This window comes from Micromonospora sp. WMMD737, from assembly GCF_049179055.1.
Taxonomy (GTDB): domain Bacteria; phylum Actinomycetota; class Actinomycetes; order Mycobacteriales; family Micromonosporaceae; genus Micromonospora; species Micromonospora reichwaldensis.
This window is the reverse complement of the sequence record NZ_JBMHMH010000001.1, coordinates 6,595,040-6,613,438: the sequence shown is the minus strand read 5'-3', so window position 1 is coordinate 6,613,438 and position 18,399 is coordinate 6,595,040. Positions and strand designations below refer to the sequence as shown.

Here is an 18,399-nt window from a genome sequence, read left to right as displayed (position 1 = left end):
TGCCTGTCACGTACACCGGCGGCCTCCTCGTCGACGTTTCCCTGCCCGCGGGGCGCGGAGCGCCCGGGGCGGCTCAGGCCTGGCCGACCTCGAACCGCACGAAGCGGGTGACCTCGATGCCGGCATCGGCCAGCAGCTGCTTCACCGACTTCTTGTTGTCGGCGACCGACGCCTGCTCGAGCAGGACGTAGTCCTTGAAGAACGCGTTCACCCGACCCTCGACGATCTTCGGCAGGGCCGCCTCGGGCTTGTTCTCCTCGCGGGCGGTCTGCTCGGCGATGCGCCGCTCGGAGTCGACGACGTCGGCCGGCACCTCGTCCCGGGTGAGGTACTTCGGCCGCATCGCGGCGATCTGCATCGCCACGCCCCGGGCGTCCGAGTCGGACGCCTCGTCGCCGGCCGTGCTGGTGTACTGCACCAGCACGCCGACCGCCGGGGGCAGGTCCTGGCTCTTGCGGTGCAGGTAGACGGCGGTGGTGCCGTCGAGCTTGGCGAAGCGGTTCAGGACGAGCTTCTCGCCGATCTTGGCGGACTGCTCCTGCACCAGGTCGGCGACGGTCTTGCCGTCCAGCTCGGTGGCGAGCAGCTCCTCGGCGGTGCCGACGCCGCTGCGCTCGCCGTGCTCCACCAGCTGCTGGGCCAGCTCGATGAACGCGTCGGTCTTGGCGACGAAGTCGGTCTCGCAGTTGAGCTCGAGCAGCGCCTTGCCGGAGTGGGCGATCAGACCGTTGGCGGCCGTACGGCCAGCCCGCTTGCCGACGTCCTTGGCGCCCTTGACGCGCAGGATCTCGACGGCCTTGTCGAAGTCGCCCTCGGCCTCGGTCAGCGCCTTCTTGCAGTCCATCATGCCGGCGCCGGTGAGGTCGCGGAGCTTCTTGACGTCCGCGGCGGTGAAGTTGGACATGGCTCTCTCTTCGGTGTTGAGACTGCGGGTGGGTTGGTCCTGGTGCCGGTTACCCGGATCCGGGCGCGACGTGCCCGGTGTACCCGCCGCTCCCCGCCGCCCGGGAGAGCGGGCGGCGGGGAGGCGGCGGTGCGGTCACTCCGCGGCGGCGGTCGCCGGCTGCTCGACCGGCTGGGCCTGCTCGGCCTGCGGGGCCTGCTCGGCCTGCTCGTCGGCCTTCTTCGGCTCCTCGAGCAGCTCGCGCTCCCACTCGGCCAGCGGCTCGTCGGAGGCGACGCCCGGCTCCGGCTTCTCGTCGCTGCCGCGACGACGGCCGGAACGGGCGATCAGGCCGTCGGCGACGGCGGCGGCCACGACCTTGGTCAGCAGCTCGGCCGAGCGGATCGCGTCGTCGTTGCCCGGGATCGGGAAGTCGACCTCGTCCGGGTCGCAGTTGGTGTCGAGCACCGCAATGACCGGGATGCCCAGCTTGCGGGCCTCGTCGACGGCGATGTGCTCCTTCTTGGTGTCGACCACCCAGATCGCGGCCGGGAGCTTCTGCATGTCCCGCAGACCGCCGAGCGTGCGGGTCAGCTTGATCTTCTCGCGGGAGAGCTGCAGGGTCTCCTTCTTGGTGTACCCGGCGGCGGTGCCGCTCAGGTCACCCAGGGCCTCCAGCTCCTTCATCCGCTGGAGCCGCTTGTAGACCGTCTGGAAGTTGGTCAGCATGCCGCCGAGCCAGCGGTGGTTGACGTAGGGCTGACCGACCCGGGTCGCCTGCTCGGCGATGGCCTCCTGGGCCTGCTTCTTGGTGCCGACGAAGAGGATGCTGCCACCCTCGGCGACGGTCCCGCGCACGAACGAGTAGGCCTTCTCGATGTAGTCGAGGGTCTGGCGCAGGTCGATGATGTAGATACCGTTGCGCTCGGTGAAGATGAAGCGCTTCATCTTCGGGTTCCAGCGCCGGGTCTGGTGCCCGAAGTGGACACCGCTCTCCAGCAGCTGACGCATGGTCACGACGGCCATGGTGGGGTACTCCTCGTGGTCCCTGGTTGTCCCGCCCGGCCAGGCGGCCGAGCGTCCTGGCGCCCGGTCGGCGGCCATGGCGGGCCCGACCAAGATCGGGACCAGGGAGGCCGTCGCCCCACGACGACTCGTGGAGAGGGCGCGCGAGGTCGACCGCGCGAGGCGGTCGCCAGTCGACCAGTGTACGCCCCTTCCCCGCCCCCGATGCCTCGGGTGCGGGGAAGGGGTCGGAACGCCCATTTCCGGCACTCGGCGCGCCCGCCCCGGCCGGGGCCGGCCGTCAGGCGGGGCGGTCCTGACGGTCGAGGGTCAGCGGACCGCGAGCGCGGCGGCGACGAAGAGCACCAGGCCCACGGTCAGGTACGCCGTCGGCGGACGCAGCCAGCCCCGGCTCCCCTCCGCGAGCGACAGCCCGCCGGTGCGCAGCCCGTACAGGCCGATCGCGAAGATCGGCAGGCCGCAGACCAGGAAGATCCCCACCACGACGTCGGCCGCCGAGACCGGGTCGCCGGTCACGCCGCTGAGCAGCACCCGCATCGCGGGCACCTCGAACACCAGGACCAGCAGGGTGAAGAGCGCGGCCAGCGCCGGCCGCCGCGTCCGGTAGACCCCGTCGCCCGCCGGCGTTCCCGGGTGCGGGGCGACCACCGGCGGGTACGCCGGCAGCTCCCCCGGCGCGAGGTCGCCGCGGGGCGCGATCGGCGGCATCGGCCCGGTCGGCATCTCCAGCGGGTGCGGGGGCTCGACCGGCCGGGCGGGCCCGTCGACCGGCGTCTCCGCCGGGCTCGCGGCCTCCGCCACCCGACCGGGCGCGACGATCGGGTAGCCGCCCAGCGGGGCCGGGCGGGCCGGCTCCACGGTCCGCTCGACGGGTCCCGCCCCGCCCAGCGCGTCGACGCCCGACGTCGACAGCGCGTCGCGGGCCTCCCTCGACTCCCGGGCGGCGCGCCGGCCCGGGCGGTCGGCGGGCAGTTCCCCGGAGACGTCCGGGTCCACCTCGGCCCGGCGCGAGCGGCTCGCCCGGTATCCCTCGGTCTCCGACCGGGCGTCCCCGAGCGGCGGCACCGCCGCGAAGCGCCCCGAATCGGCCTCGCCGAACCTCCCGGGCTCCGATCCCGTGGCGGCGAACCGGCCGGAGTCCTCGGGGCCGGTGACGGCGAACCGGCCGGAATCCTCCGGTCCCGGCACGGCGAACCGGCCCGGGTCCTCCCGTCCCGTGGCCGCGAACCGGCCCGAGTCCTCCGACCCGCCGAAGCGGCCCCGGTCGGAGTCGACCGCCGCGAAGCGCCCCGAGTCGGGCTCGACGGCGCCGAACCGGCCCGAGTCGGGCTCGACGGCCGCGAAGCGCCCGGAGTCGGGCTCCGCCGACGTGCCGAAGCGTCCTGGCTCGCCGCGTCGGGTCCCCGTGGAGTCGCCGTAGCGGCCGTCCTCGGCGGACCGGCGCTGCTCGGGGGCGTTCAGGTCGTCGTCCCGGTACCGGCTCTCGGCCGGACCGCGCCAGTCCGCCTCCCCGTAGCCGCTCTCGCGGTCACGGTCGCGGTCGGCCGGATACCAGCGCGACTCCTGATCTTCGACAAAGTTCCGTCGTCCGTCCACGTCCGGCACGGTATGCGACCGGCTCCACGGGCGCCATTCGCCCCCGGGACATCCGCGCCACCGGGAGCACCGGTCACCCGCGCCACTGGTCGGGGACGGCGGCGGGCGGGCAGGCGGCGGGCGGGTCGGCCCAGCTCAGCGCCGCACCGCGTGGCCCGTGGCGGCGGTCCACCGAGGCGGGCCGCATAGCACGACGAGGGCATGATCGTCCGTTCGTCCACAGTGCACCCGTCGTCCACAGTTTGCGGGGCACGGGGCGGCGGTTGCCCGCCCGCCGGGTGCACCGTGCCGGACATGACGAAGCGGAACCAGGCGGTCGGCGCGTACGGGGAGCGGTGCGCCGTCCGGCACCTGATCGGGGCGGGACTGCGCCCGGTGGCCCGGAACTGGCGCTGCCCGGCCGGGGAGATCGACATCATCGCCTGGGACGGGCCGGTGCTCGCCTTCTGCGAGGTGAAGACCCGCCGCACCGACGAGTTCGGGCCGCCTGCGGAGGCGGTCGTACCGGCCAAGGCGCGGCGGCTGCGCGGGCTCGCCGCCCGGTGGCTCGCCGACACCGGCACCACCGCCGACGAGGTGCGCTTCGACGTCGTCTCCGTACGCCTGACCGGCGCGGGCGCCGCCCGGGTCGAGCACCTCAAGGGGGCGTTCTGATGGGCGGACCCGACCGGACCGGGTGTGGCGTCGAGCGACGGCGGGTGGCGTCGTGAGCTACGCGAAGGTGCTCTGCGTGGGCCTGGTGGGCGTCACCGGGCACCTCGTGGAGGTCGAGGCCGACCTGGCCGCCGGCCTGCCGGCGGTGGTCATCTCGGGGCTGCCGGACACCGCCCTGCACGAGGCCCGGGACCGGGTCCGCGCGGCCGTGGTCAACTCCGGTCAGCGGTGGCCCAACCGGCGGATCACCCTCAATCTGCTGCCGGCCGACCTGCCGAAGTTCGGCTCCGCGTTCGACCTGGCGATCGCGGCGGCCCTGCTGGGCGGCTCCGGCGAGCTGCCGCTGCTGCCCCTGGAACACGTGGTGGTCCTGGGCGAGCTGGGCCTCGACGGCACGGTCCGCCCGGTGCGTGGTGTGCTGCCGATGGTCGCCGCGGCCGCCCGGGCGGGCGTCGGGAAGGTGATCGTCCCGGCCGGCAACGCCGCCGAGGCGGCGGTCGTCCCCGGGGTCCGGGTTCGGGCGGTCGACACGCTGCACCGGCTGGTCAGCTTCGTCCGCGACGGCTCGCCCCTGATCGAGCCGGAGCCGGACGGCCCGTCGCCGGCCGGCGGCGGGCCCGACCTGGCCGAGGTCGCCGGGCAAGGGCTGGGCCGGCGGGCACTGGAGGTCGCCGCGGCGGGCGGGCACCACCTGGCGCTGGTCGGGCCGCCGGGAGCCGGCAAGACCATGCTCGCCGAGCGCCTCCCGTCGATCCTGCCCGAGCTGGACGACGAGGCCGCGCTGGAGGTCACCGCGCTGCACTCGATCGCCGGGCTGCTGCCACCGGGCGGCCGGTTGCTGCGCCGCCCGCCGTTCCAGGCACCGCACCACACGGCGACGGTGCCGTCGCTGGTCGGCGGCGGTTCCGGACTGGCCCGCCCCGGCGCGATCTCGCTCGCCCACCGGGGCGTGCTCTTCCTCGACGAGGCGCCCGAGTTCAGCCGGGGCGCGCTGGAGGCGCTGCGCCAACCGCTGGAGAACGGCCGGGTCCGGCTGGTCCGCAGCCGGGGCGGCGCCGAGTACCCGGCCCGTACGCAGCTGGTGCTGGCGGCCAACCCGTGCCCGTGCGCCAAGCCGGCCGGGGACGCGTACTGCGAGTGCCCGCCGCAGGCCCGGCGGCGCTACCTCAGCCGGCTCTCCGGGCCGTTGCTGGACCGGATCGACGTGCAGGTGAAGCTGCCACCCGTCCGCGCGGCCGAGCTCATGCAGGCCACCGTCGACAGCGAACCCTCCGCCACCGTCGCCGCGCGGGTGGCGGTGGCCCGGCAGGCGGCGGCCACCCGCTGGGCGGTGCTCGGTCACCGGCTCAACGCCGAGATACCCGGCCCGTACCTGCGCCGACCGCCCTGGCGGTTGCCCGGGCCGGACACGGCCGAGCTGCGGGTCCGGCTGGACGCCGGGTCGCTGTCGGCCCGCGGCTTCGACCGGATCATCCGCCTGGCCTGGACGATCGCGGACCTGGACGGTCGGGACCGCCCCGACCGGGAGGACGTCCGGGAGGCCATCCAACTGAGGACGGGGGACGCGACGTGAGCACCGACGAGGAGACCCTGGCCAGGGTGGCGCTCACCTGGCTCGCCGAGCCCGGCACCTGGTCGGTGCACCGGCTGGTCGACCGGCTCGGCCCGGTGGCGACGCTCGACCTCCTGCTCGACGGGGGCGCGCCGGAGGAGACGCTACGCAACACCGTGGCGGCCCGTTGCGCGGCCGGCGACGCCCGGGCCGTCGCGGCCGAGGCGCTGGCCCGCACGGACCGCCTCGGCGCCCGGCTCGTCGTCCCCGGCGACGACGAGTGGCCCGTCCGGGTCGGCGACCTGCGCCGGCTCCGGCTGCCCGGCGCCTACCGACGGGTGGACATCGAGACCGCCCCGCCGCTCTGCTTCTGGGTCCGCGGCTCGTGGCCGCTCGCAGAGGCGTTCGACCGCTCCGTCGCGGTCGTCGGCGCCCGCGCCGCCACCGGGTACGGCACGCACGTCGCCACGGAGCTCGGCTACGGACTGGCCGACCGGGACTGGACAGTCGTCTCCGGCGGAGCCTTCGGCATCGACGCCGCGGCCCACCGGGGCGCGCTCAACGCCGGTGGCCTGACCGTGGCGGTGCTCGCCTGCGGCGTGGACCGCCCGTACCCGATGGGCAACGCGGCGTTGTTCGACCGGATCGCCGACACCGGGCTGCTGGTCAGCGAGTGGATGCCGGGAGCCGATCCGCTCCGGCCCCGGTTCCTCATCCGCAACCGGGTGATCGCGGCGGGCACCCTCGGCACGGTGCTGGTGGAGGCGGCCGCCCGCAGCGGCGCCACCCAGACCACCCACCGGGCGCTCGCCCTGGGCAGGCCCAGCATGGTGGTGCCCGGCCCGGTCACGTCGGCGATGTCCGTCGGCGCGCACGAGACGCTGCGGGAATATCCGAAGGCCCGGCTGGTGACCGGCGTCGCGCAGGTGCTGGAGGAGGTCGGACGGATCGGGGAGCTGGCCCCCGTGCCGCGCGGCGCGCAGCGCCCGGTCGATCTGCTCGACGACGACGCGCGGGCCGTCGTCGAGGCGTTGCCCCGCCGGGGCACGGTGGGCGTCGACGTCCTCGCCGCGCGGGCCGGGGTGCCCGTCCGTACCGCGCTGCGGAAACTGTCGATGCTCGAGGAACTGGCCCTGGTGCTCCGCCGCGACGACGGGTACGCCCTCGCGCCCCCGCCAGCCGGGAACGCGTCCGCCGGACGACCGGCGACGCCGGAGGGACCGTGATCCGCCGGACGGACGAGGAGCCGCCGTCAGTCACCCTCGAAGCGGATCTCCATCGCGCGGTCCTGCCGGCAGCGCCGCGCCAACCGGTCCAGCCGGCGCACGTGCGTCAGCTCCGGCGTCGACCGGGACACCTCGGCGAGGCAGCGCACCTCGGCGAGGAGCTGCGGCGCCTGGCCGGCAGGGACCACCAGCTCGCCGACCGGATCCACCCGGTCGAGCAGAGGGGTACGCCCGCTGCCACGGACGCGCCGGACGAGGTTCAGCAGCACGTCGTCGGGATCGGGCAGCACCTCGGCCGGCACGAGGCGACGCCGGTCGGAGCCCACCCCGACCGCCCGGTAGAGGACGACGTCCACCCCCATGCCCGGTCCCCCTTCGTCGAGCCTGGTCCCGTCGCACGGCGACCACGGCCAGGGCCCACACCCGTTGGTACGACAAGTCTGCGCGCACCGGCCGACGCAATCCACCACCTGGGCCGCGCGTCCGCGCCTGAAGCACCCGCGAGCCGGCACGGCCGGTCACCGCCTCGCCGCCCGGTCGGCCCGGTGCCCAGCCGGTGGCCGGCAGCCCGGTGCGCTGCCCGGCCCGGTGGTCTGCCGGTGGCCGGCAGCCATGCGCTGCCCGGCCCCGGAGCCCAGCCGGTGTCCGGCGGCCAGGTGCGCCGTCCGGCGAGGTGGCGTCGGGCGGCCAGTGCCCTGCTCGGCCCGGTGGCCTGCCGGTGGCGTCGGGCGACCGTAGGCTGGTCCCGTGCCGCCCGAGGATCCGCCGCCCATCGCCACCACGGCCTCGACCCGCACCCAGGTGGACCGAGGGGTGCGGCCTCCCGTGCGGCCCGGCCAGGCGGCGCCCGCACCTCGGCCCGGCGTGGCAGGGACGCGTACGCGAGGCACACCGGACAGCCGGCGGGTGGCGGCGAGGGGACCGCGGTGAGCCGGGAGGCGAACGGCACCCGGGCGACCCACGAGGCGCTCCCACCGGCGATGCGCGAGGCGGTGGACGACTTCGCCGGATACCTTGCCGCCGTGCGCAACCGGTCCGCCCACACCGTCCGGGCGTACGTCGGTGACGTGGTGTCGCTGTTGGACCACGCCCACCGGATGGGCTGCGCCGAACTGCCGGAGCTGGACCTCGCCGTGCTACGCAGCTGGCTGGCCAAGCAGCGGACGATGGGGGCCGCGCGGACGTCGCTCGCCCGCCGGGCGGCCTCGGCGCGGACGTTCAGCGCGTGGGCCCACCGCTGCGGGCTGCTCCCCGCCGACGTGGCCGGCGCCCTGTCCAGCCCGCGCGCCCACCGGGACCTGCCGACCGTGCTGCGTGCCGACCAGGCGGCCGCCCTGGTCGAAGCGCCGGGCCGGGCCGGGCCGCCACCCCCCGCCGAGGGCGGCTCAGGACCGCCGTCACCCGACGGGAAGGGCGCCCGCCCGGCGTCGCCCGACGGTGAGGGCTCCCGGCCAGCATCACCCGACCAGAAGGGCGCCCGCCCGGCGTCGCCCTCCGACGACGGGTCCGGGCCGGCGTCGCCAGAGTCGTCGGGTCCCTCCCCTGCGGCTGACCACGTCGCCGAGGCGGTACTGCTGCGGGACCGGGCGCTGTTGGAGCTGCTCTACGGCACGGGGGTGCGGATCAGCGAGGCGTGCGGCCTCGACGTCGCCGACGTCGACCACGCGCGACGGGTCGTGCGGGTGTTCGGCAAGGGTGGCCGGGAACGGGCCGTGCCGTACGGGGTGCCGGCGCAGCGGGCGCTCGACGAGTGGCTGCGCCACGGCCGGCCGGCGCTGGCCGCGCCGCACTCCCGCGACGCGCTGCTGCTCGGCGCCCGCGGCGGACGGCTCAACCCGACGACGGCACGGCGGATCGTCGGCGGGTACGCGGAGGCCGCCGGCCTGCCTCCGATCAGCCCGCACGGGCTGCGCCACTCGGCGGCCACCCACCTGCTGGAGGGCGGCGCCGACCTGCGGGCGGTGCAGGAACTGCTGGGGCACTCGTCCCTGGCGAGCACCCAGATCTACACCCACGTGTCCGTGGAGCGGCTCCGCGCCGCCTACCGCCAGGCCCACCCACGCGCCTGAGTCCCGCCGCCGCAGGCCACCCGGACCCAAGCGGCCTGGACCAGGTCCCGCGCAGCCGGGCCCGGACGCGAGCGGCCCGGACTTGAGCAGCCAGGTCGGACGCGAGCGGTCTGGACCCGAGCAGCCGGGCCTGGACCCGAGCAGCCAGGATCCGAGCGGCCCGGGAGCGGCAGCCGGGCCCGGGCTGCCGGCAGGCAGGGGCGGGTGCTCAGGTCCGGCGCGGCGACGAGCCCGGCCCGTCGGGGGCTGAGCCCCGGAGCACGACGTGCGGCTCGCGCCCGAGGTCCAGGCACATCCGCACGTCGTCGTAGCGTTCGTCGCCCACCTCGATGACGTTCGGCAGCCGCCCCCACTCACGGAAGCCGAGGCGCTCGTACAGCTCGATGGCACCGTGGTTGTTGCCGCGCACCCCCAGCGCGAGGGTCTCGACGCCGGCCTTGCGGGCGTCGTCGATGAGCGCGCCGGTGACGAGCCGACCGATGCCGCGGCCCCGGGCGGCGGGGTGTGCGGTGATCTTCTCCAGGTCGGCGTAGTGGGTGAAGATCGGCTTCGGACCGCGCCGCCACGACCCGGTGCCCACCACCCGGTCGTCGAGCACGGCGAGGACCAGCGCGGCGTCGCCGGCCCCGACGAGACCGAGCACCCCGTCCAGCCAGGCCTCGGTCTCGGCGCGGCCGGGCGGGACCGCGTACCCGATCGCGCCGCCCCGCTCGGCCACGGCGTGCAGCACCCGGTGCACCTCGGCGCGCAGCTGCCGGTCGGCGGCGGTCGGCCAGCGCAGTTCGACGTCCATGACCAGCGATTCTCCGGGATCGAGGACGGTCGACCGGCACGGGCTCGAGGGAACCGCGTCCCGGGTGGGCGCCCGACGGACCGTACCGGCGGAACGGCGGCGATGGATCGACCGGTCGCTACGATCATCAAGTGAGCCTCCCGCAGCCGCCCGAGCCGATCGCGGCAGCCCGCCTGCTCTTCTCGCTCGACCCGGCGGTCAGCCACCTGAACCACGGTTCGTTCGGCGCGGTACCGATCGCCGTGCAGCGGGCCCAGCAGCGGCTGCGCGACGAGATGGAGGCCAATCCGCTGCGCTTCTTCACGCAGGGCCTGGTCGACCGGATCGCCCACACCCGCCGGCACCTGGCCGGCTTCCTGGGCGCCGACCCGGACGGCACCGCCCTCGTCCCGAACGCCACCACCGGCGTGGCGGTGGTGCTCCAGTCGCTCGGCCTGCGTCCGGGCGACGAGGTGCTCACCACCGACCACGGGTACGGCGCGGTCGGCCTCGCCATCGCCCGGGAGTGCCGGCGTACGGGGGCGGTCGAGCGGACCCTGCCCGTCCCGTTGGCCGCCTCGGGCGAGGAGATCGTCCAGATCGTCCGCGCCGGGCTGCGCCCCGGCCGGACCCGGCTGCTCGTCGTGGACCAGCTCACCTCGGCCACCGCCCGGCTCTTCCCCGTCGCCGCGATCGTCGGCGTGGCCCGGGAGCACGGGATACCGGTCCTCGTCGACGCCGCACACGCCCCGGGCATGCTTCCGGCGCCGGTGCGCGACGTCGGCGCCGACTTTTGGGTGGGCAACCTGCACAAGTGGGCGTACGCGCCACGCGGCACGGCCGTGCTGGCGGTCGCCCCGCCGTGGCGGGAACGGATCGAGCCGCTGGTCGTCTCCTGGGAGCAGGAGTCCGGGTTCCCCGGCCGCGTCGAGTGGGCGGCGACGCAGGACTACACGGGCTGGCTGGCCGCGCCGGTGGGCCTGTTCACGCTGCGCAGCCTCGGCGTGGACCGGGTGCGCGGGCACAACGCCGCGCTGGCGGCGTACGGCCAGCGGCTGCTGGAGGACGCGCTCGGGGTGGCCCCCGTCGACCTGCCGGACCCCGGCGGGCCGGGGGTCGCCATGCGGATCGTCCCGCTGCCGGCGGGCCTGGGCGCCACGCTCGACGCGGCGCGGGCGCTGCGGGAACGGATCGCCGAGCGGCTCGGCACCGAGGTCGCCGTCATGGCCTGGAACGGACGCGGCTGGCTGCGGCTCTGTGCCCAGGTCTACAACACCCCCGACGAGTACGAGCGGCTCGCGGTGCGGCTGCCCCCGCTGCTCGCCCAGCGCTGAGGGCCCGGTCGTCCCCGTCGAGCGGCAGCAGCCGCACGGGTCCCAGGCCGAGCAGGGCCAGCGGATCCAGGTAGTCGGCGCCGCGCCGCAGCCCCCAGTGCAGGCAGGCGGGAGCGGGGCAGCCCGGGTGGCCGGCGAGGAGGGTGCCCAGCGGCGCCCTGGCCGCCAGGGTCTCGCCGGGCCGGACCGCCGGCGACACCGGCTCGTGGGTGGTCCGCAGCCCGTCGGCGTGCCCCACGGTGACGACGGGACGGCCGGCGACCAGACCGGCGAAGAGCACCGTGCCGGCGCCGGCGGCCCGCACGGTCGCGCCCGGCGCGGCGGCCAGGTCGACGCCCCGGTGCCCGGGCAGCCACGGCCGGGGCGGCGGGTCGAACCGGCGCACCGGGCGCGGGACGCCGTCGAGTGGCCACCGGAACCGCACGGCCCCGGCCGGCGCGACCCCGGACGGTGCGACCACAGCCGTCATGACCACGGCCGGCGCGAACCCGGGCGGTGCGAACCCGGGCGGCGCCGCCGGGACGAGCGGTCGCTCCGGCGCCGGGACCGGCCGGGCGGCGGGCGCGGCGGGTCCGAGGGACAGCAGGGCCGCGCAGAGCGCGACGGCGGTACGGGCGGCAGGTCGCATGGGCGCAGCCTGCGCGGCACCCGCCCGTCCCCGCCACCCCCGGCACCCCTGCCTGTGGACGGCTGTCCTCCTGTGGACGGCCCCCCAAAGGGCCGGGCGGTCTGCTAGGCGCGCTGGTTCCTGGGCGTGCCCGGCAGCGCCGGCGAGGCCCTAGGCTGGGACGGGCGCACGGCGGAGCCGCCGCCGTCCGGCCGGGGAGGTCCTCGATGACCACTGTGCACGATGCCAGCGGGCCCTCCCGCGTGGCGGAACCCGGCGAGGGCATCACCGTCGAGGAGTTGCAGCTCGCCGCCCGCAACCACGGCATCCCGCTGGAGGCGCTGCGCTACGACGTGACCCCGGCCGGCCTGCACTACCTGCTCATCCACTACGACATCCCGGACCTCGACCCGGACGCGCACGCGCTGACGGTGGCCGGCGCGGTGGACCGGCCGCTGACCCTCGACCTCGCGGCGCTGCGCGGGCGGCCCCGGGTCACCCGCCGGGTCACGTTGGAGTGCGCCGGCAACGGGCGCGCCCTGCTGCACCCCCGGCCGGTGAGCCAGCCGTGGCTGGTCGAGGCGGTCGGCAACGCGGAGTGGACCGGCACCCCGCTGGCGCCGCTGCTGCGCGAGGCGGGGATCGCCGCCGACGCCGTGGACGTGGTCTTCACGGGCGCCGACCACGGCGTGGAACGCGGCGTCGAGCAGGACTACCAGCGGGCGCTGCCGGCCGCCGACGCGCTGCGCGAGGAGGTGCTGCTGGCGTACGAGATGAACGGCGCTCCGCTGCTGCCGCAGCACGGTGCCCCGTTGCGGCTGATCGTGCCCGGCTGGTACGGCATGGCGCACGTCAAGTGGCTGCGCGCGATCGACGTACGCACCGAGGCGTTCGACGGCTACCAGAACGCGGTCGCCTACCGGCTGCGGCGGGACGCGGACGATCCCGGGGTGCCGGTGACCCGGATCGAGCCGCGGGCGCTGGTCCGGCCGCCCGGCTTCCCCGACTTCATGTCCCGCACCCGCGTGCTGCGGCCCGGTCCGTGCACGCTGGACGGTCGCGCCTGGTCCGGCCACGCCCCGGTCGTCTCGGTGGAGGTGACCACCGACGGCGGGGCCAGTTGGCGACCGGCCATCCTGGACGAGCAGGTCGGCGGGGAGTTCGCCTGGCGCCGGTGGCGCTACGAGTGGGCGGCGGAGCCGGGGCGGCACGTCCTCGGGGCCCGCGCCACCGACGCCTCCGGGCGCAGCCAGCCGGTCGAGCAGCCGTGGAACCGGGGCGGCTTCGCGAACAACCTCGTCCAGCGGGTCGAGGTCGTGGTGCCGGCGGGGTGATCCGGGCTGCCGGGGAGCAGCGGGGTGACGGCCGCGCGGCGGTGGGGGCGCCGACGGGGCCGTACGGCCGGCGGTGGGGCCGCCGGACGGGCGGCGGAGCGGTGGGTCAGCCGCCGAAGCCGGAGTCGGCGGGCAGCGAGATGTCGGGCTTCTCCAGCTCCTCGACGTTGACGTCCTTGAAGGTCATCACCCGGACGTTCTTCACGAACCGGGCGGGACGGTACATGTCCCACACCCAGGCGTCGTGCATCTCGACCTCGAAGTAGACCTCGCCGTCGGAGTTGCGCACGTGCAGGTCGACCTGGTTGGCCAGGTAGAACCGGCGCTCCGTCTCCACCACGTAGGAGAACTGGCGGACGATGTCGCGGTACTCCCGGTAGAGCTGGAGCTCCATCTCGGTCTCGTACTTCTCGAGGTCTTCCGCGCTCATCGCACTCCGCCTTCCATGACCACATCTTCCCCCACCGACGCCGGAGGCTGAGGCTGCTCGCCCAACGCCACGCCGACGGTACCCCCTGGCGGGCAGGAGCGCTCCATCGGCTCGTCCCGCCTCGCGTCCGCCGGCCGACGCGCCCGGGGTGGGGCGCCGTCGCGACCGGAGACCGTCGCCACGTTGACGTACGAGAACCGGTGCTCCCGGCACGGCCCCCGGTCCCGCAGCGCCGCGGTGTGTTCCGCGGTGATGTAACCCTTGTGCTCGGCGAACCCGTAGCCCGGGAACGCCCCGTCGAGCTCGACCATCATCCGGTCCCGGGTGACCTTGGCGAGTACGCTCGCCGCCGCGACGCAGGCGGCCACCCGGTCGCCCTTCCACACGGCCAGCCCCGGCACGTCGAGGCCGTCCACGCCGAAGCCGTCGGTCAGCACGTAGTCGGGGCGGATCGTCAGCGACGCCAGCGCGCGGCGCATCGCGGCCAGGTTGCTCACGTGCAGGCCCCGCTCGTCGACCTCCTCGGCGGGGATCACCACCACGGCGTACGCCAGCGCGCGGGCCACGACCTCGTCGTGGATCCGCTCCCGGCTGGCGGGGGTGAGCAGCTTGGAGTCGGCCAGCCCGTCGATCTCGCCGCGACGGCCCTCGGGCAGGATCGCGGCGGCGGCGACCAGCGGCCCGGCGCAGGCGCCGCGACCCGCCTCGTCGGCCCCGGCGACGTGCCGGAAGCCGCGCCGCTGCAACGCGCGCTCCAGCGCGTAGAGGCCACCCTCGCGGCGCACCACCGTGCGCGGGGGCGTCAGCACGGCGCATCCTGCCCGGCCGTCGGCGCGGGCGCGGCGGCCAGCGCCCGGGCCAGCACCGTCGTCAGGTCCGGCGGGTAGTACCGCTCGCCGCTGGCGGTCAGCTCGTCCGGCGACCACCACCGGTGGGCGGCGACGGTGGCCCGCTCGATCTCGCTGAAGCCGGCGGTGTCGACCTCGTGGCCCGCCACCCGCACCAGGAAGAACTCCTGCTCCTGCCGGTACCACACGCCGTCGAAGGGGAACTCCGTCACGTCGCGGTGCACGGGCGCCCCGAACGCCGGGGCCGGCAGCCGCAGCCCGGTCTCCTCGGCCAGCTCCCGCGCCGCGCACTCGGGGTAGGTCTCCCCCTCGTCCAGGCCGCCGCCGGGGGTGAACCACCAGCGCCCGTGCTCGGGACGGGCCGGGTCGGAGCCGCAGAAGAGCAGCACCCGACCCGCCGTGTCGACGAGCAGGACGCGCGCCGCACGCCGAGGGGTGTAGACGGTCACCGCACCAGCCTGCCAGACGCCGCCGACAACGCACACGCCCGGCGGCCCCTACGGTTCGGGGATGGCCTCGTACGGCTTCGGGACGCTCAGCCAGGTGGCCCGGCCGACGGGCCAGAAGACGGTGAAGGCCCGCCCCACGACCTCGCCCTCGGGAATCGTGGCGACGGTGATGTCCTGACCGGACTGCTGCCAGTGCTCCAGCGAGTCGCCCGACGCCTCGCGGTGGTCGCCCATCACCCAGAGCCGGCCCTTCGGGACGGTGATGTCGAACTCCTCGGCGGTCTTGTCGCCGGGGTAGATGTAGGGCTCGTCCAGCGACTTGCCGTTGATCACCAGCCGGTCCTGCGCGTCGCAGCAGACCACGTGGTCGCCGCCGACGCCGATGACGCGCTTGATGAAGTCCTCGCCGTCGGGGTTGGCGCTCCACTCCAGGGGGGCCTTGAAGACGATCACCTCGCCCCGGTGCGGGGACCGGAAGTCGTAGACCAGCTTGTTGACCAGCACCCGATCGTCGATCTGGAGGGTGTTCTCCATCGACGGGGAGGGGATGAAGAAGGTCTGCAGCACGAAGGCGCGCACCAGTACCGCGACCAGGATCGCCACACCCAGGAGGATGGGCAGCTCCTTCCAGAAGGAACTGCGCGGCTTGTCGGTCTGCTCGTCAATCACGGCACGAGCCTACGTTGCCCGACCCGACGCCACCGTCCGGAACGCGCGAGAACGGCGAGCGCGACAGCGGTCGGGGCGAGCAGCACCAAATCGCCGTCCGGCGTGGGGCGGACCGGGGGCGGGGCGCCGGTGGAGGCGGCCGGCGGGTCGGCGACGTCGTCGAAGGTCGCGGGCACCGACAGGGCGCTCCAGCGCGACGACGGCCAGACGACGGTGAACGCCCGGCCCACCACGTTCTCGATCGGCACCGGGCCCTGGCAGCGGGCGTCCTGGGAGACCATCCGGTGGTCGCCCATGACGAAGATCTGCCCGGGCGGGACCACGACCTCGTCGAAGCGCCGGGACCGGCACTCGCGGGGGTTGGGCGGGATGTCGAGCGGCGAGTCGCGCAGGACGTACGACGACTCGTCGAGCGGCGTGCCGTTGACCAGCACCCGCCCCTCGGCGTCGCAGCACTTCACCCGGTCGCCGGGCAGGCCGATCACCCGCTTGATGAAGTCCTTCTCGCCGGGGCGGCTGACGCCGACCAGGTCGCCGACGGTCCGGCTGAGCTTGCCCGCGAACCCGGGCTCCGGCCCCTCGGCGACCTGCGGGGCCCAGCGGTCGGTGCCCCGGAAGACGACGACCTCGCCCCGCACTGGGTCGCGCACGTCGTAGACGACCTTGTTGACCAGGACCCGGTCACCGACGAGGAGGGTGTCCTCCATCGAGCCGGAGGGGATGAAGAACGCCTGGAGCAGGAAGGTGCGGATCAGCACCGCGAGGCAGAACGCGACGACCAGCAGCAGCGGCAGCTCCTGCCAGAGCGGCATCTGTCGGCGGGGTCGGCGGGCGCGTCGTCGCCAGGGGTCGACGGCGCCGTCCTCGTCAAGCGTCTGCACCACGCCACTCTCCGGTCAGCAGAAATGACACTACCGCCCGGGAACCCTGTCGGGGCTCCCCGGGCGGTAGTGGTCGTCGCTCCGCCGTCGTGGCGGGACGTCGCCCGGCTGCGCCCGTAGCGACCAGGGTAGTGCGGTCCGGTCGGTACGACATACGCGCAGCTCGGGCGGCGTGGCGAGCGCGAGGTCAGCTCGGCTGCTTCTCGCGCTTCTCCTTGATCTTGGCCTTCTTGCCCCGCAGCTCGCGCAGGTAGTAGAGCTTGGCGCGGCGGACGTCACCGCGGGTCACGACCTCGATCCGGTCGATCGCCGGGCTGTTGATCGGGTAGGTGCGCTCGACACCGACGCCGAAGCTGATCTTGCGGACCGAGAAGGTCTCGCGCAGACCGTCACCCTGGCGGCGGATGACGACGCCCTGGAAGATCTGGACACGGGACCGGTTGCCCTCGACGACCCGGGCGTGCACCTTGACGGTGTCACCGGCACGGAAGTCGGGGAGGTCGGTGCGCTTCGACTGGGCGTCAAGGGCGTCCAGGATGTTCATCGCTGCGTCCTCGTGAGGCTCACGGCGCACCGTCAATCGGTGCGCGGGTGGGTGATTCTGATCCCCGGGTGGTGGTCGGTGACCGACCCCGGTCGAGGATCCTCGCAGCCGGCCGCGGCGCGGCCGGTTGCGGCAACCCCCCTACTTTGCCACATCCCCCGGCGGCACCTGAAATCCGGCCCGGTCCAGCGCGGCGACGTCCCGTTTGTCCAGGCGCTGCGGGTCCACGGCGGCGAGCATGTCGGGACGACGCGTCGCGGTGCGGGTCAGCGCTTCGTCCCGCCGCCAGCGGGCGATCCTGCCGTGGTCACCGGAGCGGAGCACCTCCGGCACCTCCAGCCCCCGCCAGGTCGCCGGCTTCGTGTACATGGGGGCCTCCAGCAACCCGTGGGCGTGCGACTCCTCGGCCAGCGAACCCGCGTTGCCGAGCACGCCGGGCAGCAGCCGGGTGACCGCCTCCAGGATCACCAGCACCGCCACCTCGCCGCCGAAGAGGACGTAGTCGCCGAGGGAGACCTCGGTCACCGGCATCCGGGTCGCGGCGTGGTCGAGCACCCGCTGGTCGATGCCCTCGTACCGGCCGCAGGCGAAGAGCAGGTGTGGCTCGGCGGCCAGCTCGTGCGCCATCGCCTGGGTGAAGGGGGCGCCGGTCGGGGCCGGCACCACCAGCCGGGGCGCGGTCACCTCCGCCGGGGCGAGGGCGTCGAGCGCCTCGCCCCACGGCTCCGGCCGCATCACCATGCCGGGCCCGCCGCCGTAGGGCGTGTCGTCGACCGTGCGATGCACGTCGTGGGTCCAGATCCGCAGATCGTGTACGGCCAGCCGCAGCGTGCCGTTCGCCCGCGCCCTGCCGATCAACGACAGGTCCAGCGGGGCGAAGTACTCCGGGAAGATCGACACGATGTCGACGCGCATGCGGGGGTGCTCCAGCGGTTCTACAGATCGAGCAGACCGGCCGGCGGGTCGACGACGACGCGACCGCCGGCGAGGTCAACCTCGGGGACGATCGCCTTGACGAACGGGATGAGCGCGGTGCCGCCCTCGGGACGGCGCAGCACCAGCAGGTCGGAGGAGGGGGCGTGGTCGATCCGGGCCACCTCGCCCAGCCGGTCTCCGGCCGGGGTGACCACGGCCAGCCCGACGAGCTGGTGGTCGTGGAACTCCTCCGGGTCCTCCGGCGGGGCGACCTCGGCGCTGTCGACCGCGACCAGCGTGCCGCGCAGCGCCTCGGCGACGTCCCGGTCCCCGATGCCCTCGAACGCGACGAGCATCCGCCCCTGGTGCCAGCGGGCGGACTCCACGACCAGTTCGGCGGGCACCCGGAAGGCCACCCCCTGCGCGGGCGCGGCCGGCGACGGCTGAGGCGCCCCGGGCTCGGTGTGCCGCGCCCGGGGTGTCGCCCCCGGCATGGTGCTGAGCACCATACCGGGGGCGAACCGTGCTTCGGGCTCGTCGGTCCGCACCTCCACGGTGACCTCACCGCGGATGCCGTGCGGCTTGCCGACCCTGCCGACGACGAGCAGCA

Annotated in this window: 18 protein-coding genes and 3 pseudogenes; 7 read left to right on the top strand and 14 right to left on the bottom strand. The window is 75.2% G+C overall.

The window, feature by feature from the left end; translation table 11 throughout:
- Positions 1–73 precede the first annotated feature (73 nt).
- The 3 genes from tsf to ACN27A_RS29345 all read right to left on the bottom strand — a co-directional run bounded on the left by tsf (position 74) and on the right by ACN27A_RS29345 (position 3,505).
- Complete coding sequence (gene tsf / locus ACN27A_RS29355; protein WP_311410935.1) at positions 74–904, bottom strand: translation elongation factor Ts; 831 nt, start codon at positions 902–904, stop codon at positions 74–76.
- 135 nt (positions 905–1,039) lie between these two features.
- Entirely contained in the window at positions 1,040–1,909 is an 870-nt protein-coding gene (gene rpsB / locus ACN27A_RS29350) for a 30S ribosomal protein S2 (RefSeq protein WP_421457774.1), read from the bottom strand.
- A gap of 309 nt (positions 1,910–2,218) precedes the next feature.
- Positions 2,219–3,505: a hypothetical protein gene (locus ACN27A_RS29345; protein ID WP_421457773.1), complete on the bottom strand. Its 1,287-nt coding sequence runs from the start codon at positions 3,503–3,505 to the stop codon at positions 2,219–2,221.
- A 294-nt stretch (positions 3,506–3,799) separates the two neighbouring features.
- On the opposite strand from ACN27A_RS29345, the gene ACN27A_RS29340 reads away from it, so the two are divergent.
- The 3 genes from ACN27A_RS29340 to ACN27A_RS29330 are packed head-to-tail and all read left to right on the top strand — an operon-like array spanning position 3,800 to position 6,937.
- On the top strand, positions 3,800–4,159 hold the full coding sequence (locus ACN27A_RS29340) for a YraN family protein (RefSeq protein WP_121396090.1): 360 nt from the start codon (positions 3,800–3,802) through the stop codon (positions 4,157–4,159).
- A 52-nt stretch (positions 4,160–4,211) separates the two neighbouring features.
- A complete protein-coding gene (locus tag ACN27A_RS29335) occupies positions 4,212–5,732 on the top strand; it encodes a YifB family Mg chelatase-like AAA ATPase (protein WP_421457772.1) in 1,521 nt (506 codons plus the stop codon).
- Complete coding sequence (locus ACN27A_RS29330; RefSeq protein ID WP_421457771.1) at positions 5,729–6,937, top strand: DNA-processing protein DprA; 1,209 nt, start codon at positions 5,729–5,731, stop codon at positions 6,935–6,937. Before ACN27A_RS29335 ends, ACN27A_RS29330 begins: the two co-directional genes overlap by 4 nt.
- A 26-nt stretch (positions 6,938–6,963) precedes the next feature.
- Here the strand turns inward: ACN27A_RS29330 and ACN27A_RS29325 are convergent, their stop codons facing one another.
- Positions 6,964–7,299 carry a hypothetical protein gene (locus tag ACN27A_RS29325; protein WP_421457770.1) on the bottom strand — a complete coding sequence of 112 codons (336 nt, stop codon included), beginning with the start codon at positions 7,297–7,299 and terminating at the stop codon, positions 6,964–6,966.
- A 618-nt stretch (positions 7,300–7,917) separates the two neighbouring features.
- On the opposite strand from ACN27A_RS29325, the pseudogene ACN27A_RS29320 reads away from it, so the two are divergent.
- Positions 7,918–8,283: pseudogene (locus tag ACN27A_RS29320) on the top strand (site-specific integrase); the annotation flags it as partial.
- Positions 8,284–8,505: 222 nt separating this feature from the next.
- Positions 8,506–9,006, top strand: a pseudogene (locus tag ACN27A_RS29315) (tyrosine-type recombinase/integrase); the annotation flags it as partial.
- Between the two features lie 208 nt (positions 9,007–9,214).
- Here ACN27A_RS29315 and ACN27A_RS29310 read toward each other — a convergent pair.
- On the bottom strand, positions 9,215–9,799 hold the full coding sequence (locus ACN27A_RS29310) for a GNAT family N-acetyltransferase (protein ID WP_421457769.1): 585 nt from the start codon (positions 9,797–9,799) through the stop codon (positions 9,215–9,217).
- A gap of 131 nt (positions 9,800–9,930) precedes the next feature.
- Between ACN27A_RS29310 and ACN27A_RS29305 the strand changes: the two genes are divergently transcribed.
- A complete protein-coding gene (locus tag ACN27A_RS29305) occupies positions 9,931–11,112 on the top strand; it encodes an aminotransferase class V-fold PLP-dependent enzyme (protein WP_421457768.1) in 1,182 nt (393 codons plus the stop codon).
- Here the strand turns inward: ACN27A_RS29305 and ACN27A_RS29300 are convergent.
- Entirely contained in the window at positions 11,000–11,740 is a 741-nt protein-coding gene (locus tag ACN27A_RS29300; protein WP_421457767.1) for a murein hydrolase activator EnvC family protein, read from the bottom strand. The two genes, ACN27A_RS29305 and ACN27A_RS29300, sit on opposite strands and share 113 nt — an antisense overlap.
- A gap of 206 nt (positions 11,741–11,946) precedes the next feature.
- On the opposite strand from ACN27A_RS29300, the gene ACN27A_RS29295 reads away from it, so the two are divergent.
- Positions 11,947–13,053, top strand: a complete 1,107-nt coding sequence (locus ACN27A_RS29295) for a sulfite oxidase (protein WP_421457766.1) — start codon at positions 11,947–11,949, stop codon at positions 13,051–13,053.
- A gap of 106 nt (positions 13,054–13,159) precedes the next feature.
- On the opposite strand, the gene ACN27A_RS29290 is transcribed toward ACN27A_RS29295, so the two are convergent.
- The 8 genes and pseudogenes from ACN27A_RS29290 to rimM all read right to left on the bottom strand — a co-directional run bounded on the left by ACN27A_RS29290 (position 13,160) and on the right by rimM (position 18,397).
- A complete protein-coding gene (locus ACN27A_RS29290; RefSeq protein ID WP_007075222.1) occupies positions 13,160–13,483 on the bottom strand; it encodes a DUF2469 domain-containing protein in 324 nt (107 codons plus the stop codon).
- On the bottom strand, positions 13,480–14,292 hold the full coding sequence (locus tag ACN27A_RS29285) for a ribonuclease HII (protein WP_421457765.1): 813 nt from the start codon (positions 14,290–14,292) through the stop codon (positions 13,480–13,482). The genes ACN27A_RS29290 and ACN27A_RS29285 overlap by 4 nt, the downstream gene beginning before the upstream one ends.
- Positions 14,286–14,780 (bottom strand): NUDIX hydrolase, encoded by a 495-nt coding sequence (locus ACN27A_RS29280; RefSeq protein ID WP_421457764.1) that lies wholly within the window; start codon positions 14,778–14,780, stop codon positions 14,286–14,288. Before ACN27A_RS29280 ends, ACN27A_RS29285 begins: the two co-directional genes overlap by 7 nt.
- Before the next feature lie 48 nt (positions 14,781–14,828).
- Positions 14,829–15,449, bottom strand: a complete 621-nt coding sequence (gene lepB, locus ACN27A_RS29275) for a signal peptidase I (RefSeq protein WP_421457763.1) — start codon at positions 15,447–15,449, stop codon at positions 14,829–14,831.
- Between the two features lie 9 nt (positions 15,450–15,458).
- Positions 15,459–16,333 (bottom strand): annotated as a pseudogene (lepB, locus tag ACN27A_RS29270) (signal peptidase I).
- A gap of 184 nt (positions 16,334–16,517) precedes the next feature.
- The gene (gene rplS / locus ACN27A_RS29265) at positions 16,518–16,874 is read right to left on the bottom strand and encodes a 50S ribosomal protein L19 (RefSeq protein ID WP_089001547.1); all 357 of its coding nucleotides are present in this window, start codon (positions 16,872–16,874) and stop codon (positions 16,518–16,520) included.
- A gap of 141 nt (positions 16,875–17,015) precedes the next feature.
- On the bottom strand, positions 17,016–17,789 hold the full coding sequence (gene trmD / locus ACN27A_RS29260; protein ID WP_327030771.1) for a tRNA (guanosine(37)-N1)-methyltransferase TrmD: 774 nt from the start codon (positions 17,787–17,789) through the stop codon (positions 17,016–17,018).
- Between the two features lie 20 nt (positions 17,790–17,809).
- Positions 17,810–18,397: a ribosome maturation factor RimM gene (rimM, locus tag ACN27A_RS29255; RefSeq protein WP_421458649.1), complete on the bottom strand. Its 588-nt coding sequence runs from the start codon at positions 18,395–18,397 to the stop codon at positions 17,810–17,812.
- Between the last annotated feature and the right edge of the window lie 2 nt (positions 18,398–18,399).

Bases quoted from the DNA above. Each gene is read 5' to 3' on its own strand.
- ACN27A_RS29295 (WP_421457766.1), top strand. From the start codon at position 11,947: ATGACCACTGTGCACGATGCCAGCGGGCCCTCCCGCGTGGCGGAACCC.
- ACN27A_RS29340 (WP_121396090.1), top strand. From the start codon at position 3,800: ATGACGAAGCGGAACCAGGCGGTCGGCGCGTACGGGGAGCGGTGCGCC.
- rplS (WP_089001547.1), bottom strand. From the start codon at position 16,874: ATGAACATCCTGGACGCCCTTGACGCCCAGTCGAAGCGCACCGACCTC.
- ACN27A_RS29300 (WP_421457767.1), bottom strand. From the start codon at position 11,740: ATGCGACCTGCCGCCCGTACCGCCGTCGCGCTCTGCGCGGCCCTGCTG.
- ACN27A_RS29310 (WP_421457769.1), bottom strand. From the start codon at position 9,799: ATGGACGTCGAACTGCGCTGGCCGACCGCCGCCGACCGGCAGCTGCGC.
- ACN27A_RS29325 (WP_421457770.1), bottom strand. From the start codon at position 7,299: ATGGGGGTGGACGTCGTCCTCTACCGGGCGGTCGGGGTGGGCTCCGAC.
- trmD (WP_327030771.1), bottom strand. From the start codon at position 17,789: ATGCGCGTCGACATCGTGTCGATCTTCCCGGAGTACTTCGCCCCGCTG.
- rpsB (WP_421457774.1), bottom strand. From the start codon at position 1,909: ATGGCCGTCGTGACCATGCGTCAGCTGCTGGAGAGCGGTGTCCACTTC.
- ACN27A_RS29290 (WP_007075222.1), bottom strand. From the start codon at position 13,483: ATGAGCGCGGAAGACCTCGAGAAGTACGAGACCGAGATGGAGCTCCAG.
- tsf (WP_311410935.1), bottom strand. From the start codon at position 904: ATGTCCAACTTCACCGCCGCGGACGTCAAGAAGCTCCGCGACCTCACC.